Annotated in this window: 10 protein-coding genes; 6 read left to right on the forward strand and 4 right to left on the reverse strand. The window is 62.2% G+C overall.

Translation table 11 applies throughout. The annotated features are described in order from the left end of the window. Positions 1–93 precede the first annotated feature (93 nt). The 6 genes from miaA (at position 94) to AADW23_RS14015 (ending at position 8,928) form a co-directional block, all read left to right on the forward strand. A complete protein-coding gene (miaA, locus tag AADW23_RS13990) occupies positions 94–960 on the forward strand; it encodes a tRNA (adenosine(37)-N6)-dimethylallyltransferase MiaA (RefSeq protein WP_341861559.1) in 867 nt (288 codons plus the stop codon). A 170-nt stretch (positions 961–1,130) separates the two neighbouring features. Then, positions 1,131–1,928, forward strand: a complete 798-nt coding sequence (locus AADW23_RS13995) for an AraC family transcriptional regulator (RefSeq protein ID WP_341861560.1) — start codon at positions 1,131–1,133, stop codon at positions 1,926–1,928. A gap of 355 nt (positions 1,929–2,283) precedes the next feature. Continuing rightward, positions 2,284–3,939 (forward strand): ABC transporter substrate-binding protein, encoded by a 1,656-nt coding sequence (locus AADW23_RS14000; protein WP_341861561.1) that lies wholly within the window; start codon positions 2,284–2,286, stop codon positions 3,937–3,939. 189 nt (positions 3,940–4,128) lie between these two features. Beyond that, entirely contained in the window at positions 4,129–5,238 is a 1,110-nt protein-coding gene (locus AADW23_RS14005; protein WP_341861562.1) for an ABC transporter permease, read from the forward strand. 12 nt (positions 5,239–5,250) lie between these two features. Then, positions 5,251–6,723 (forward strand): ABC transporter permease, encoded by a 1,473-nt coding sequence (locus tag AADW23_RS14010; protein WP_341861563.1) that lies wholly within the window; start codon positions 5,251–5,253, stop codon positions 6,721–6,723. Positions 6,724–6,813: 90 nt separating this feature from the next. After that, complete coding sequence (locus AADW23_RS14015) at positions 6,814–8,928, forward strand: ABC transporter ATP-binding protein (RefSeq protein WP_341861564.1); 2,115 nt, start codon at positions 6,814–6,816, stop codon at positions 8,926–8,928. 117 nt (positions 8,929–9,045) lie between these two features. On the opposite strand, the gene modC is transcribed toward AADW23_RS14015, so the two are convergent. The 4 genes from modC to AADW23_RS14035 all read right to left on the reverse strand — a co-directional run bounded on the left by modC (position 9,046) and on the right by AADW23_RS14035 (position 15,595). Beyond that, a complete protein-coding gene (gene modC / locus AADW23_RS14020; RefSeq protein ID WP_341861565.1) occupies positions 9,046–10,095 on the reverse strand; it encodes a molybdenum ABC transporter ATP-binding protein in 1,050 nt (349 codons plus the stop codon). Next, positions 10,088–10,789: a molybdate ABC transporter permease subunit gene (gene modB / locus AADW23_RS14025; RefSeq protein WP_341861566.1), complete on the reverse strand. Its 702-nt coding sequence runs from the start codon at positions 10,787–10,789 to the stop codon at positions 10,088–10,090. Before modB ends, modC begins: the two co-directional genes overlap by 8 nt. Continuing rightward, positions 10,786–11,529 carry a molybdate ABC transporter substrate-binding protein gene (modA, locus tag AADW23_RS14030; RefSeq protein WP_341861567.1) on the reverse strand — a complete coding sequence of 248 codons (744 nt, stop codon included), beginning with the start codon at positions 11,527–11,529 and terminating at the stop codon, positions 10,786–10,788. Before modA ends, modB begins: the two co-directional genes overlap by 4 nt. Positions 11,530–11,917: 388 nt before the next feature. After that, the gene (locus AADW23_RS14035) at positions 11,918–15,595 is read right to left on the reverse strand and encodes a vitamin B12-dependent ribonucleotide reductase (RefSeq protein ID WP_341861568.1); all 3,678 of its coding nucleotides are present in this window, start codon (positions 15,593–15,595) and stop codon (positions 11,918–11,920) included. Positions 15,596–15,811: the final 216 nt, after the last annotated feature.

Here is a 15,811-nt window from a genome sequence, read left to right on the forward strand (position 1 = left end):
TTGATATTGCCGCGCACAATGATCTAAATGGCGCGGCGGTTCAACGCCCGAAAGTGGCCGATTTCCGCCCCCTGATGCACAAGTGGCCATGCTTTGATAGATATCGCGTCCCTCCCCACCGACAAACCGGTCCTGATCGCCGGACCCACGGCGTCGGGCAAGACCGCGCTGGCGATCTCTATCGCTCAGGCGCAGTCGCGGGTCATCGTGAACGCCGATGCGTTGCAGGTCTATGACGGCTGGCGCGTGCTCACCGCCCGCCCCTCGCCTGAGGAAACCTCCGCCGCCCCCCATCACCTCTTCGGCCATGTCCCCTTCACGGCGCATTACGACGTGGGCCAATGGCTCCGGGACGTCACCCCCTTCCTGCCGCAAAACCCCGTGATCGTGGGCGGCACCGGCCTGTACTTTCGCGCCCTCACCCAGGGCCTCGCCGATATCCCCCCCGTGCCCGCCGACGTCCGCGCCCGGGCCGACGCCCTCCCGTCTGAGCAACTTCTCGCCGAGCTGCGCGCGGGCGACCCGGCGCTCGCAGACCGCATCGATTGCCACAACCGCATGCGCGTTCAGCGCGGGTGGGAGGTGCTGCGCGCCACCGGGCGCCCCCTCTCCGCTTGGCAGGACGAGACCGCGCCGCCCCTCCTCCCCCTCCCGGCCACCACAGCCTTCGCCCTGATGCCCGATCGGGACTGGCTCAACACCCGCATCGCGCAACGCTTCGATCAGATGATGTCCCAAGGCGCCCTGATTGAGGCCCAACAAAACCTGCCCCTCTGGCCCCAGGCGGGCGGTGCCGCCAAGGCCATCGGCGCCCCCGAACTCATCGCGCACCTGCAAGGCACCCTCACGCTCGACGCCGCGCGCGAGGCTGCAATCATAGCGACGCGCCAATATGCCAAACGCCAACGCTCTTGGTTGCGCTCCAATACAAAACACTGGACCCAAGTCACACTCCCCTGACAATTCCTCGTTCTTGAAATATCCCGGGGGGTCTGCGCGGCCCCGCCGCGCAGTGGGGGCAGCGCCCCCCAATTCTTAACAAAAGAATCAATCGCCGCATCTGACGCGAAACGCCAACATCTCCCCTTTGCACCACCTCGCCCCGCCGCTACCCTAGACCAATGTTTGAGATGTCGAAAAAACCCACCGTTCACGCCGTTGCCTCTCTGGGCAAACTGCGCATGCAAGGCGCTTGGCGGGTGGAGCTTTTGCACGCCTCTCCGCGCAATCGCCTTTATTGGATCACCCGCGGACAAGGGCGCGTCACGGTCAACTGCGTCACCCGCGGTTACGGCCCCAATACGGCGGTCTTCGTGCCCGCCCACGTGCCGATGGCGCTGGAACTTGCCTCTCAAACCCAGGGGTTGCAGCTTTGCCTTCCCACCGACGAAAGCCTGGCCCTCCCCAAGGACCCGTTTCATTTGCGGGTCTCCAACATCGAAAGCCAGGCCGCGATCACCTCTCATATCGAGAAGATCGAGAATGAATTGGCCGCTCAAGCCCCCGCCCTGGATCAGGCCCTCACCGCGTACTCGCTTCTGGTCTCCGCATGGATGGCCCGGGAATTGGCGCGACAAGAGGGCGCGATCGCCCGCGAAGGGTCCCACCGACTGGTGGAGATTTACGCCGCCAAACTGGAAGAGAACTTCCGCAAAGGGATCGGCGTGGCCGATTACGCCAAGCTCCTGCAAGTCACCCCCACCCACCTCAGCCGCGTCTGCCGCGAGGCCTCGGGCCGCCCCGCCTTGGCCCTTCTCACCGAACGCACCATGCACGAGGCGCGCCGCCTGTTGCAGGAAACCGATCTTCCGGCCCGTGAAGTCGCGCAGCAATTGGGGTTCTCCTCGGCGGCCTATTTCACCCGTGCCTTCAGCCAATCTGTGGGCCGCACCCCTTCCGAGTTTCGCAAACCGCCGCATCGCGCCTGACCGTCGCAGCATGTCGAACGTCTGACCGCCTCGTTATGCAGCGAGCCTGAGCGTCGCGGCGTGTCGCACGCCTGTTCGTCGTGTCGTATTTCGACGGTTTCTGCGTGGCTGTGCGGGCCACCTGTATACATCTTATTGGTTGCATCTGAACGCAATGTCGGTTCTGATAAATTTGGATGTCGCAAATAGACCATTTGATGGCGCAACAAACGATTGACGCAGGCCCTTGATACGGATGCTAATAAAGTTAGTTGGCATCGAGCCGAAACCAATCGGGCGCACAGAATGCCCGAAGGGGTCGGTCTAACGCACGACATGAAAACAACATAACGACGTCACAGGGAGACGACGACACATGAAAGATTTCACCCACACGCGCGCCGAGGCTGGCCTTACGACCCACCCCGTCGCCGAGATGTATGCCGCCGAACACAAGGCCGGCAAACTGGACCGTCGCGAATTCCTCGTGCGCTCCACCGCTTTGGGTCTGACTGCCACCGCCGCCTATTCGCTGATCGGCGCGACACCGGCCAGCGCCGATGGCCACCGCGCCGTGCCCGCCCAGGGCGGCACATTGCGCATCCAGCAAGAAGTCCGCGCCCTCAAGGATCCGCGCACCTATGACTGGTCGCAAATGGCCAACGTCACCCGCGGTTTTCTGGAGTATCTGATCCAGTACAACAACGACGGCTCGTTCGAAGGCGTGCTGCTGGAAAGCTGGGAAGCCAACGAAGATGCGACCGTCTACACGCTGAACGTCCGCCAGGGCGTGATGTGGAACAACGGCGACACGTTTGACGCCAACGATGTGGCCGCCAACCTGATCGGCTTCTGCGACACCACCGTGGAAGGCAACTCCATGGCCACCCGAATGGGCGAGCTTGTGGATGCAGACACCGGCGTGGCGCGCGAAGGCGCGATCGAGGTCGTGGACGACTACACCGTCCGCGTCACCTACCCCAACCCCGACATCACCTTCGTGCCGGGCGTGGCAGATTACCCCTCTGCGATCCAGCACCGTGACCTGATCGGCACCAACCCCGCCGATCACGGCGTGGGCACCGGCGCCTATGAGATCACCAACTACGAAGTTGGCGTTTCCGCGACCCTGTCGCGCAAGGAAGGCCACACCTACTGGCGCGACACCTATCTGGATGAAATCCAGTTCGTCGATCTGGGCCAGGATCCTGCCGCATGGTTCGCCGCCGCCGAGGCCGACGAATTCGACATGACCTACGAGACGGTCGGCGAATTCGTGGATCTGTTCCAGGCCATCGGCTGGGATCAGTCCGAAGTTGTGACGGCGGCCACCGTTGTGGTGCGTCCGAACCAGAACAACGCCCCCTACGACAACCTTCAGGTGCGTCAGGCGATCCACATGGCCGTCGACAACCAGGTCTGCCTTGATCTGGGCATCAACGGCCAGGGCGTCACGGCAGAAAACCACCACGTCTGCCCCATTCACCCCGAGTATGCAGAACTGCCGCCTCAAACGGTCGATCCCGATGGCGCGCGCGCGTTGCTTGAGGAATCCGGCCACGCAGACTTCGAGTTCGAGCTGATCTCGATCGACGATGATTACCGCAAGAACACCACCGATGCCGTGGCCGCGCAGTTGCGCGACGCCGGCTTCAACGTCACGCGGACGATCATCCCCGGCTCCACCTTCTGGAACGACTGGACGTCCTATCCGTTCAGCTCCACCAACTGGAACCACCGCGAGTTGGGCGTTCAGATCCTCAACCTCGCCTACCGCTCCGGTGTGCCATGGAACGAGGCAGGCTTCGCCAATGAGGAGTTCGACACTCTGCTGACCGAAGCCAACGGTATCCAGGACGCCGATGCGCGCCGCGAGATCATGGCGCGTCTGGAAGAGATCATGCAGGAGCAAGGCGTGACCATCCAGCCGTACTGGCGCTCGCTCTTCCGTCACTCGCGCCCGGGTCTTGTCAACAACGACATGCACGCGAAGTTCGAGATCAACGTGCACTACATTGGTTTCGAAGCCTAAGCGCTTCGCATCACCGGCGCCCGCACCATACGCGGGCGCCGGTTTCTTCTTTCTTTCATGGCGACGTGGGTGATCTGAACAAACCTGCGCGTCGCGGCCAAACCCGATCCGCCCCCAGGGCCGAGGTTGGGAACGTGCCATCCAGGTTTACGCAATCGCTGCGTATACCCAGACACAGGGGATACTTTCATGGGGGCTTTCATCCTGCGCCGGACCGGCGTGATGATCCTGACCGCACTCTGCCTGACGCTTGTCGTGTTTTTCCTGACCAACCTGTTTCCCAACCTGGAGAAACTGGCGAAAACCCAAGGCAACGCGCGCATGACCGACGAAGAGGTCGTGAGCTGGCTCGACAACAACGGCTACGGCGGCCCCATGTTGCTACGCTACGGCGAATGGTTGGGCGTCATGCCCGGCTGGACGCAGGAAGACCCCGAGACCGGTGAAATTACCGGACGTTGCATTGATTTCGGCACCGATCCCGCCGATGCGCCGACCCGCTGTGGGTTGCTGCAAGGGGATCTGGGCTTCTCCACCGTGTCTGACGAAGATGTCGCCAACGTCCTTCCCGGCCGCCTTTTACTGACCCTGAAACTGATGGGATGGGCCTTTGGCCTGATGGTGCCTGCCGCCCTTCTGGTGGGGGTTCTGGCGGGGATGCGCGAAGGCTCCCGGCTGGATCGGACGCTTTCGACCCTCTCCATCGGCTCCACCGCGACGCCGGAATATGTGTCGGGCGTGATCTTCATCGTGCTCTTTGCCTCCACCACCGCGGGCGTGTCGAGCACGCTGACGGAATGGGGTTGGCTTGGCGGCGATGGCTGGCTTGGCGACCGCCGCACGCTGTTCCTCGGCTCGGCCCGTTCCGCGATGGAAGACATCACGTTTTGGAACTTCACCCTGCCCGTCACCACCATCGCGCTTTACGGCATGGGCTACATCGCGCGCATGACGCGGGCCTCCATGGCCGAGGTGATGACCGCGCAATATATCCGCACGGCGCGCCTCAAAGGCGTCAGCTTCCGCAACATCGTGATGAAGCACGCCCTGCGCAACGCGCTGATCGCGCCCTTCACCGTCATCATGCTGCAATTCCCGTGGCTGCTGACCGGCGTGGTGATCGTGGAAACACTGTTCAATTACAACGGCTTCGGCTGGACCATGGTCCAAGCGGCATCGAACAACGATATCGAGCTGCTTTTGGCCTGCTCCATCGTCGCCGTCTTCGTGGTCCTGCTCACGCAGCTGATCTCGGATATCGGCTACGTCTTCCTCAACCCTCGCATTCGCATCTCTTAAGGAGCCCGAGCAATGGAACCTCTCACCTGGTCCGGCTCCTTCGGAGCTTTCCTCAACCCGCTGATGCTGGTGGCCCTGGCCGTCTTCGTCCTGGGCTTTCTGGCCAACACCATCCTCACCATCGCGGGCGTGCGCGCCGGAGAGTTGGAGTTCAACGGCGACGGCACCATGTCCTTGCGCAAGACGGCGATAGACTACGCGCTGGACACGATGAAATACGGCGTGCTGCTGTTCGTGGCCTGTTGTCTGGGCTTCATCATCGGCGGCATCCTCCTGCCCACGATCGAACAAAAGGGCATCCTGGGGGCCATGGCCCTGCGGCTTCTGCCGGTCTGGATCGCCCTGATCGTGACCTTCACGCTGTCCATGATCTTCAAGCGCAAGCTGGGCCTTTACGGCAAATTGTTCGACAGCCCCATCGGCATGGCGGGGTTCTTCCTTGTCATGTTCTGGGTCTTTGCGGCGATCTTTTCGGGCCTGTTCCCCTTGGTGCCGACCCATGGCGCGATCGACCTTGTGTCGTCCATGCGGAACGAGCTGCCCGGCACCCCACTGCCCCAGGGCGAGATCGACGAAGGCGCCTACCCCTACTACCTTCTGGGGGGCGACAATCTGGGGCGTGACGTGTTCTCCCGCGTGTTCTTCGGGGCGGCGGACGTTTTGTCCATCACCCCCGTCGCCACGCTGTTTGCCTTCATGGTGGGCATCACCCTTGGCCTGCCAGCGGGCTACTTCGGCGGCAAACTGGACACCGTCCTGACCTTCATCGCCAACCTCGCGCTGGCGTTCCCGGTCATTCTGCTGTTCTTCCTGCTGGTCACGCCGGAAATCGTCGCCGCGGGCGTGCCGCAATATATGTCGATGGTGCTGTTCCTGTTCCCGATCATGTTCCTGATCGTGCTGTTCAACTCTCGCTATCACACCGACCCGATGCGCCGGAACATCTACGTGGGCCTTGCCGCTGCGGTGGGCTTCTGGGCGTATTTCTCGCTGATCTCCAACGCCTCAGACCCCGATGCGCCGATCCGCTTCTGGCCCGAGGCGCTGGACCTGTTCGACATCGCGGGCAACCTGCTGATCGTGTTCGTGTCCGTGGTCTTCGTGAACTCCCCCACCGTGTTCCGCATCGTGCGCGGCATCACCTTGGACGTGAAAACCCGCGACTACGTGGCCGCCGCCCAAACCCGCGGCGAAGGCCCGTGGTACATCATGCTGTGGGAGATCCTGCCCAACGCGCGGGGTCCCCTGATCGTCGATTTCTGCCTGCGCATCGGCTACACCACGATCCTTCTGGGAACGCTCGGCTTCTTCGGTCTCGGCGTGTCGCCGGAATCGCCGGACTGGGGCAGCACGATCAACGAAGGCCGCCGCCTTCTGACGATCTACCCCCACCCCGCATTGCCCCCCGCACTGGCGCTGATGACGCTGGTGCTTGGCCTCAACCTGCTGGCCGACGGCCTGCGCGAAGAAAGCTTGAAGGATTGATGGGTATGTCACCTGTATGCACAGCCTGTGTACGCCTCGGTGTACGAATGTCACAGCCCCTGGCGGGCCGGTCAGTTAAGGAAAACTAACATGGTCGATACCATCGCAGACAACATCAAAGCTGTCCCGGACCGCTACGACGGCCCAATTCTGGAAATCGAGAATCTCTCAATCTCGTTCTTCACCCGCTTGCGCGAAATCCCCGCCGTGATGGATTTCTCCTGCACCGTGATGCCCGGTGAGGCGATGGGGCTCGTGGGCGAATCCGGTTGCGGCAAATCCACCGTGGCCCTTGGCGTGATGCAGGATCTGGGCGTGAACGGGCGGATCGTCGGCGGTACGATCAAGTTCAAGGGCCGCGACCTGAACGCGATGTCGGACGAGGAACTGCGCGACCTGCGCGGGTCCGAAATTGCGATGATCTATCAGGAGCCGATGGCGTCCCTGAACCCCGCCATGAAGATCGGCAAACAGCTGATGGAAGTGCCGATGATCCACGAAGGCGTGTCCGAGAAACAGGCCTATAAACTTGCGCTAGAGGTCGTCACAGACGTGCGCCTGCCAGACCCGGAGCGGATGCTGAAAAGCTACCCTCACCAATTGTCGGGCGGCCAACAGCAGCGCATCGTGATCGCTATGGCCTTGATGTCAAAGCCTTCTTTGCTGATCCTGGACGAACCGACAACCGCGCTCGACGTGACGGTTGAAGCGGGCATCGTGGACCTGGTTAAGGGACTGGGCGAAAAATATGGCACCTCGATGCTGTTCATCTCTCACAACCTTGGGCTGGTGCTGGAAACCTGTGACCGGCTCTGCGTGATGTACTCGGGCGAGGCGGTGGAGACCGGCTCAATCGAGGACGTGTTCGACGAGATGCAGCACCCCTATACGCAGGCGCTGTTCCGCTCGATTCCGCTGCCGGGTGCCGACAAGAACGCCCGTCCCCTCGTGGCGATCCCGGGCAACTTCCCCCTGCCCCACGAACGCCCGCCCGGCTGCAATTTCGGCCCCCGTTGCGACTATTTTGAAAGCGGCCGCTGCGACGCCGCGCCGATCCCGATGGAAACGGTCCCCGGCAATGACCGCCACGCCTCGCGCTGTGTGAAGTTCAAGGAGATCGACTGGAACGCCCCGATCGAGCTGGCCGCAACCACCGAGAAAGCGCCCATCGGCGACGTGGTCCTGAAGATCGACAATCTGAAGAAATACTACGAAGTCGCCGCCAACGCGCTCTTCGGCGGCGGCGACAAAAAGGTGGTTAAAGCCAATGAAACATTGAGCTTTGAGGCCCGCGAATCCGAGACATTGGCCATCGTGGGGGAATCCGGCTGCGGCAAGTCCACCCTCGCCAAGGTGCTGATGGGGCTGGAGACGGCCACCGACGGCTCCATCGTCATGGGCAGTCAGGAAATCCAGAGCACCGCCATCGAGGATCGCGATACCAAGACGGTGTCGAGCATCCAGATGGTGTTCCAGAACCCCTTCGACACCCTCAACCCTTCGATGACCGTAGGCCGCCAGATCATCCGGGCGCTGGAGGTGTTCAAGATCGGCAACAGCGATGCGGATCGGCGCAACCGTATGCTGGAACTGCTCGACCTCGTGAAGCTGCCCCGCGCCTTTGCGGACCGCATGCCGCGCCAGCTGTCGGGCGGCCAGAAGCAGCGTGTCGGCATTGCACGGGCCTTTGCGGGAGATGCGAAGATCGTGGTGGCCGATGAGCCTGTCTCGGCGCTCGACGTGTCGGTGCAGGCGGCCGTGACGGACCTGTTGATGGAAATCCAGCGCCGCGAAAAGACGACGCTTCTATTCATCTCTCACGACCTGTCGATCGTGCGCTATTTGTCGGACCGGGTCATGGTGATGTACTTGGGCCATGTAGTGGAAATTGGCGATACACAACAAGTGTTTAGCCCACCCTACCACCCCTACACCGAGGCGCTTTTGTCCGCTGTCCCCATCGCCGATACCTCCGTTGAGAAGAAGCATATCGTGTTGGAAGGTGACATTCCGTCGGCCATGAACCCGCCCTCCGGCTGCCCGTTCCAGACCCGGTGCAACTGGAAATCCGAAGTGCCCGGTGACCTTTGTGAACGCGACGTGCCGCCCATGCGGACCATGGCCGATGGGCACCAGATCAAGTGTCATTTGGCGGAAGATATCCTCGCGCGGATGGAGCCGGTGATTAAGATCGCGGCGGAATAGGCGACCCGAATAAGCGACACGGGCCACTGGCCCCAAGCGCCCGCCGCTTAATGCGGCGACGGCTGGCCTGAGCGGCTCCCCGCCGCTTGCGGTGGGGGGCTCGAAGGCGGCCGTTCCCTAGCCTGTGCGGCTGATGTTTCCGGCCGCGACGGCGACGGATTTCAGGACCGCGTAGCCCTGCCACCCCTCGGACAGGTCCATCGCCTTGGCCGAGCGCCCGGTCACCCGCGCCAGCAAGACATCATCACCGGCGCGGAGCTGCACAATCACCCCCGGCCCGGCGCCATCGCGCAGGGAAACTACGCTCACCGGAACGATATTTAAGGCCGATATCCCCTCGGGCCGCGTGGTGGCCAGCATGATATCTTGCGCCTCCACCCGGACCCGGACTTTCGCGCCGATTGGTTGCGGCACATGGGGCAACAAAAGCTCACCGCCCGACCAGGTTAACGCCGTTAACCCGTCGTCATGGTGGGACGCGATGGTGGCATTCACCAAGGCCCCCGCCTCTCGCACCCCAAACACCGGCACCACATCGGGGTCTGCCAATACCTCTGCCGCGGGCCCCGCCCGCACCACACGGCCCCCCTCCAGCGCCACCACCGTTGTCGCCAGACGCGCGATTTCCGGCACCAAGTGGGACACGTATAGGATCGGTATCCCCACCTCATCGCGCAGGCGCTCCAGATAGGGCAGAATTTCCGCTTTTCGCGTCTCATCCAAAGCGGCCAGGGGCTCATCGAGAAGCAACAGCCGTGGCGCACTCAACAACGCGCGCCCGATGGCCACCCTTTGCGCCTCACCACCCGATAACGCGCCGGGGCGGCGGTCCAGTAAATCGCCGATCCCGAGCATCTCCACCACCGGTCCCATCTCTGCGCCGCGCATCCCGTAGGACAGATTCGCGCGGACCGACATATGGGGAAATAGCCGCGGCTCCTGGAACACATAGCCGATGCGTCGTTGGGGAACTGGCAGGCCGTCCAACGCCGTTCCATCCACAGTGACCTGCGCCACGTCCGCTTCAAGAACGCCCGCCACGGCCCTGACAACGCTTGTTTTTCCGGCGCCAGAGCGCCCGAACAGAGCCGTCACCCCCATGGGCGCCGCGAACGCCACGTCCAAGGCGAAGCTGGGAAAATCGTGCTTTATCCGAACCTCAAGCATCGGCGCCTCCGATCCGGCTCCGGACCCGCCGCGCAAGCATTTCTGACACCAGAAGCGCGCCCATGGCGACCACGACGGACACGATGACCAAGCGCCATGCCGCGCCCTCGCCGCCGGGCATTTGCAAGAAGGCGTAGATGGCCGAGGGTACGGTACGCGTCTGGCCGGGGATGTTGGAAACGAAGGTGATAGTCGCGCCGAATTCACCCATCGCCTTGGCAAAAGCCAGCACGGTGCCGGTCAAAATACCCGGCGCCATCAGGGGCAGCGTGATCGTGGTAAAAACCCTTAACCTTGACGCGCCAAGGGTGCTGGCGGCCTCTTCCAACTTGGGGTCAACGGCCTCCAGCGAAAGGCGAATGGCCCGGACCATCAAGGGAAACGCCATGATTGCGGCGGCCAGCGCCGCGCCGGTCCAGCGGAAAGCAACGCCGAGGCCCATGACCTCTAACGCCGCGCCCAAGGGGGCGTGAGGGCCGAAACTGACCAACAAAAGGTATCCTGTGACCACGGGCGGCAGGATCAGCGGCAGGTGGACCAGCCCATTGAGAAGACCGTGACCGGGGAAGCGTTTGCGGGCCAAGACGTAGGCCACCGCGATGCCGAACGGCAGCGCAACCAGCGTCGCGGTCAGAGCCACGCGCAGGGATAGGGCTAAGGCCTCCCATTCGGCGGGGCCGAGAAACCCGTTCATTGCGGCGCGGCCCGGAATCCAGCCTGACCGAAGATCTCAAGCGCAGTTTCTCTCTGGAGAAAATAAACAAATTCAGCAGCTTGCGGCGTGGCATTCAAGGTTAACGCAGCGGGGTAACGGATGGGCGGGTGCAACCGGTCAGAAGCAAGAGCAAGGATCGAGACGCGCGGGTCGGCAAGTGCTTCCGTCTGGTAGACAATGCCCCGCTCCACCGCGCCAGTCGCTACCAAACGCGTTGCGGCACGGACGTTATCGGCCTCCACCACCTGATCTTGCAGGTCCTCCCAAAGGTCCATCGCCTCCAATACCGCACGGCCATAGATGCCCGCCGGCACGGAATCTGTCAGGGCCATGGCAAAGCGCCCCTCGTAGGGGTCCGGGATAGTGTTTAGGTTCAGGGCTTCATAGGCCGCGGTATTGATTACCAGAGCCATCGCGTTGCCAAGGATATCACGGCGGCTGTCGGCTTGCAGGGCGCCGCTTTCTTGCAGCACATCCATCCAGTCGGCATTGGCCAGAAACACCACATCCGCCGGAGCGCCCGCTTGCACCTGCCGGGCCAGTGCAGAGGACCCGGCATAAGCGAGGGTGACGGATTGGCCCGTCTCTTCTTCCCATGCGGCAGCAACACGGTCGAGCGGCCCGGCCAAGCTGGCCGCTGCGAACACAAGGATATTCTCCGCCCGCGCCGGCAACGTCAGGAGGATAAAAACCAAACAGTGAAAAAATAGTGAACGCATGGCAGCGACTATCGCCTGCCTAGCGAGGTTGGGCAAGCGGCGATAGCGCGTGCCCCTTAGGTAAACATCGTCGCAGAAGGCGTTGAATTTGGGCGGAAATTATCCGGCGAAGCCCTGTGCCAGACAGAAAAAAAGGGAGGGCACTTGGCCCCCCCTAGGTTCGCTGATCAGGCTCTGATATTTGACTGCCCGTCGTGTTCTGCCTGCGACCTGATCAGCGTCTGGGGCGAGCGCACCCGCCCCGGATATCGAGGGTTCCGTTACAAACCCCGATTACCCAGGCGCCAAGTCTGGTGAGGACCTTGGCACCCGAATGGTTGGTGGGGCAAAAACTCTTGCAAGAGTTTTGCAAATTCCTTGCAAGGAATTTGGCCCCGGTATCGTCTGCTCAGCTACACCCAGAGGTGCCGCCGCAGGTGTTGCACTTCATGCAGGTGCCGTTGCGCACCAGCGTGTAGTTGCCACATTCGCCGCAGGCCTCGCCCTCATAGCCCTGCATCTTCGCCTTTGTGCGGGCATCAATGGAGACAGAGCCGGTGGACACAGCCGTGGTGGCGGTGGCCGCCGCCATGGTGCCGCCGCTGCCCTTGGTTTCAGGCACCAGCGTTTCCAGCGTGGCCACCGGGTCCGCGTTCATGCCGCCCTGCAACACGTGCAGCTCTTGTGGGGCCCGGTAGCGCAGGTAACCGGTGGAGGCCACTTGCTTGAGCACATCAACGGCTGAGGCGGCACGCGATCCCGGCACTTCCTCGAAGTTGCGCACGCCCTCTTCCTGTCCACGGCCCACGTCATCGAACGTGTCGCCGGTCGGGGCCACATGGGCCAGATCAGTGCGGTCCAGATAGGACACGGCCAATTCGCGGAAGATGTAGTCGAGGATCGAGGTCGCGTTCTTGATCGTCTCGTTGCCCTGGACCATGCCCGATGGCTCGAACTTGGTGAAGGTGAAGGCGTCCACGAACTCCTCCAGCGGCACGCCGTATTGCAGGCCCACGCTGACGGCGATGGCGAAGTTGTTCATCATCGCGCGGAAGCCTGCGCCTTCCTTGTGCATGTCGATGAAGATCTCGCCCAGGTTGCCGTCCTCGTACTCGCCGGTACGCAGGTAGACCTTGTGGCCGCCGACGATGGCTTTCTGAGTGTAGCCTTTCCGGCGCTGAGGCATCTTTTCGCGCGCGCGGGAGATTTCCTTGACGATGATCTTCTCGACGACCTTTTCGGCCAGCACGTTGGCTTTTTGCTGCGGCGAGCCCGTTTCCAGGATTTCAGCGGCATCGTCGTCGTCCTCGACCAAGGCAGCGGCCAGAGGTTGCGACAGTTTGGAGCCGTCCCGATACAGAGCGTTGGCCTTGACGCCCAGGGACCAGGAGAGCTCGTAGGCTTTCTGGCAATCCTCGATGGAGGCGTGGTTGGCCATGTTGATCGTCTTGGAAATCGCACCCGAGATAAAGGACTGGGACGCGGCCATCATGTGGATATGGCTATCCACGCTCAGGTAGCGTTTGCCTTTCTTCCCGCAGGGGTTCGCGCAGTCGAACACGCTAAGGTGCTCGTCCTTCAGGAACGGTGCGCCTTCCAAGGTCATGGTCCCACAGACGTGGTCGTTTGCGGCCTCGATATCGGCTTTGGTGAAGCCGAGGTGACGCAGCAGGTCGAAGGTGGGATCGTTCAGTTTTTCCGCAGGGATACCAAGGGTTTCGGTGCAGAAGTCCGCGCCGAGGGTCCATTGGTTGAATACGAAGCGGATATCAAAGGCTTGTGGCAGGGCCTCTTCGATCTTGGTGATTTCAGCGGGGCCGAAACCGTGACCAATCAGGCTGGTGTGGTTGATGCCGGGCGCCTGACCGATGGTGCCGTGACCGACCGCATAGGCGATGATTTCTTCGATCTGGCTGGAGGAATAGCCCAGTGTCTCCAGCGCGGCAGGCACCGACTGGTTGATGATCTTGAAGTAACCGCCGCCGGCCAGCTTCTTGAACTTCACCAGGGCGAAGTCAGGCTCGATGCCGGTGGTGTCGCAGTCCATCACAAGGCCGATGGTGCCCGTAGGCGCCACGACGGTTGCTTGCGCGTTGCGGTAGCCGTGCTGCTCGCCCAGGGTCAGCGCCTCGTCCCATGCTTGCTTGGCAAGGCTGACCAGCGTTTGGTCGGGGCAGTTGGCGTGGTCGAGGGCAACGGGGTTCACGTTCACCGCCTCATAGCCGTCGGTCTTGCCGTAGGCCGCGTTGCGGTGGTTGCGGATCACCCGCAGCATGTGCTCGCGGTTTTTCTTGTAGCCGGCGAAGGGCCCAAGCTCGGAGGCGATCTCGGCGGAGGTCGCATAAGCCACACCGGTCATGATCGCGGTGAGCGAGCCGCAAAGGGCGCGGCCCTCGGCGCTGTCGTAGGAGTGCCCCATGTTCATCAGCAAGCCGCCGATGTTGGCGAAGCCAAGGCCCAGGGTGCGGAAGTCGTAGGAGCGTTGGGCGATTTCCTTGGAGGGGAACTGCGCCATCATCACCGAGATTTCCAGCGTCAGCGTCCACAGACGGCAGGCGTGGATGTAGCTTTCCGCGTCAAACGTGCCGCCGTTGTAGAAGGTCAGCAGGTTCATCGACGCCAGGTTACAGGCCGTGTCGTCCAGGAACATGTACTCGGAGCACGGGTTGGAGCCGCGGATTTCGCCGTCCTCGGGGCATGTGTGCCATGCGTTGACGGTGTCGTGGTACTGGATGCCGGGATCGGCACAGGCCCAGGCGGCGTGGCCGACTTTTTCCCACAGGTCGCGGGCTTTGATCGTCTTGGCTGGCTTGCCGTCACGACGATTCATCAGGTTCCAGTCGTCGTCATTCTCAACCGCCTTGAGGAAGGCATCGGTGACGCGGATGGAGTTGTTGGAGTTCTGGCCAGAGACCGAGTTATACGCCTCGCTGTCCCAATCCGTGTCGTAGGTCGGGAACTCAATGCTGGTGTGGCCCTGCTTGGCGTAATCCAGCACGCGCTTCACGTAAGTCTCGGGGATCATGACCTTTTTGGCTTCGCGGATCGCGCCTTTCAACGCGTCGTTCTTGGCCGGGTCAACCGCATCATCCAGGGAGCCGTCCCATGTCTTGATCGCGCCGAAGATACCGTTGAGCATCTTTTCGTGCATCTTGGAGCCGGCCACGATGGAGGCAACCTTTTGCTCTTCCAGCACCTTCCACTCGATGAATTCCTCGATATCGGGGTGATCGGCGTCCACGATCACCATCTTCGCCGCGCGCCGCGTAGTGCCGCCGGACTTGATCGCGCCCGCCGCGCGGTCACCGATCTTCAGGAAACCCATCAGGCCCGAAGATTTACCACCACCCGACAGCTTCTCGCCCTCACCGCGCAGGTGAGAGAAGTTGGTGCCGGTGCCCGAGCCGTACTTGAACAGACGCGCTTCACGTACCCACAGGTCCATGATGCCGCCGTCGTTCACCAGGTCATCCTGCACGCCTTGGATGAAGCAGGCGTGGGGCTGTGGGTGCTCGTAGGAAGAGGTGGATTTCGTCAGCTTACCGGTCTTGTAGTCCACATAGTGGTGGCCTTGGGCCGGGCCATCGATGCCGTAGGCCCAATGCAGGCCGGTATTGAACCACTGCGGGCTGTTGGGCGCTGCCATCTGGCGCGCCAGCATCAGCTGCATCTCGTCGAAGTACGCCTGTGCGTCGGCCTCAGACGTGAAGTAGCCGCCCTTCCAGCCCCAGTAAGCCCAAGCGCCCGCAAGGCGCCGGAAGACCTGCTTGGCGGACGTTTCGCCACCATAACGCTGGTCTTCCGGCATAGCCTCCAGCGCCTTTTCGTCGGCCACGTGGCGCTGAAGGAATGCGGGGACGCCTTTTTCTTTTACAGGCTTGGTCGCGGCGGGCACGCCCGCTTTGCGGAAGTATTTCTGGGCGATCACGTCCGAGGCAACCTGGCTCCAGCCGGTCGGCACTTCGACGTTGTCGAGCTTGAACACGATTGTCCCGTCGGGATTGCGAATCTCCGACGTGGTCGTCGTGAAAGTCTGATCCGCATACACATCTGCGCCGTCGCGGGTAAATCGCCGTTCAATCTTCATGAATCTGCCTCTTTAAATTCTCACCAGAGCCTGCGGCCCATGTCCCATCCAAGCGGTCTGCCAGGGTCTTCTGCCCTCTGACCGTTCTAATCTTGTGGAGCGCGTTATCCTTGCAATGCGCACATCGGTCCGGACGGCCGCAGATTGCCTGCGGTCGGCAGTCCATTGATGTACTCGCACAGATACTGCTGAGGTTACCCTCTGCCCCTGCCGGTG

Origin of the sequence: Gymnodinialimonas sp. 57CJ19, assembly GCF_038396845.1 — a bacterium.
Classification (GTDB): Bacteria; Pseudomonadota; Alphaproteobacteria; order Rhodobacterales; family Rhodobacteraceae; genus Gymnodinialimonas.

Excerpts from the sequence above, each read along its gene's own strand:
- AADW23_RS14015 (WP_341861564.1), top strand. The coding sequence starts at position 6,814 with ATGGTCGATACCATCGCAGACAACATCAAAGCTGTCCCGGACCGCTAC.
- AADW23_RS14010 (WP_341861563.1), top strand. The coding sequence starts at position 5,251 with ATGGAACCTCTCACCTGGTCCGGCTCCTTCGGAGCTTTCCTCAACCCG.
- modC (WP_341861565.1), bottom strand. The coding sequence starts at position 10,095 with ATGCTTGAGGTTCGGATAAAGCACGATTTTCCCAGCTTCGCCTTGGAC.
- modA (WP_341861567.1), bottom strand. The coding sequence starts at position 11,529 with ATGCGTTCACTATTTTTTCACTGTTTGGTTTTTATCCTCCTGACGTTG.
- AADW23_RS14035 (WP_341861568.1), bottom strand. The coding sequence starts at position 15,595 with ATGAAGATTGAACGGCGATTTACCCGCGACGGCGCAGATGTGTATGCG.
- AADW23_RS14005 (WP_341861562.1), top strand. The coding sequence starts at position 4,129 with ATGGGGGCTTTCATCCTGCGCCGGACCGGCGTGATGATCCTGACCGCA.
- AADW23_RS14000 (WP_341861561.1), top strand. The coding sequence starts at position 2,284 with ATGAAAGATTTCACCCACACGCGCGCCGAGGCTGGCCTTACGACCCAC.
- AADW23_RS13995 (WP_341861560.1), top strand. The coding sequence starts at position 1,131 with ATGTCGAAAAAACCCACCGTTCACGCCGTTGCCTCTCTGGGCAAACTG.
- modB (WP_341861566.1), bottom strand. The coding sequence starts at position 10,789 with ATGAACGGGTTTCTCGGCCCCGCCGAATGGGAGGCCTTAGCCCTATCC.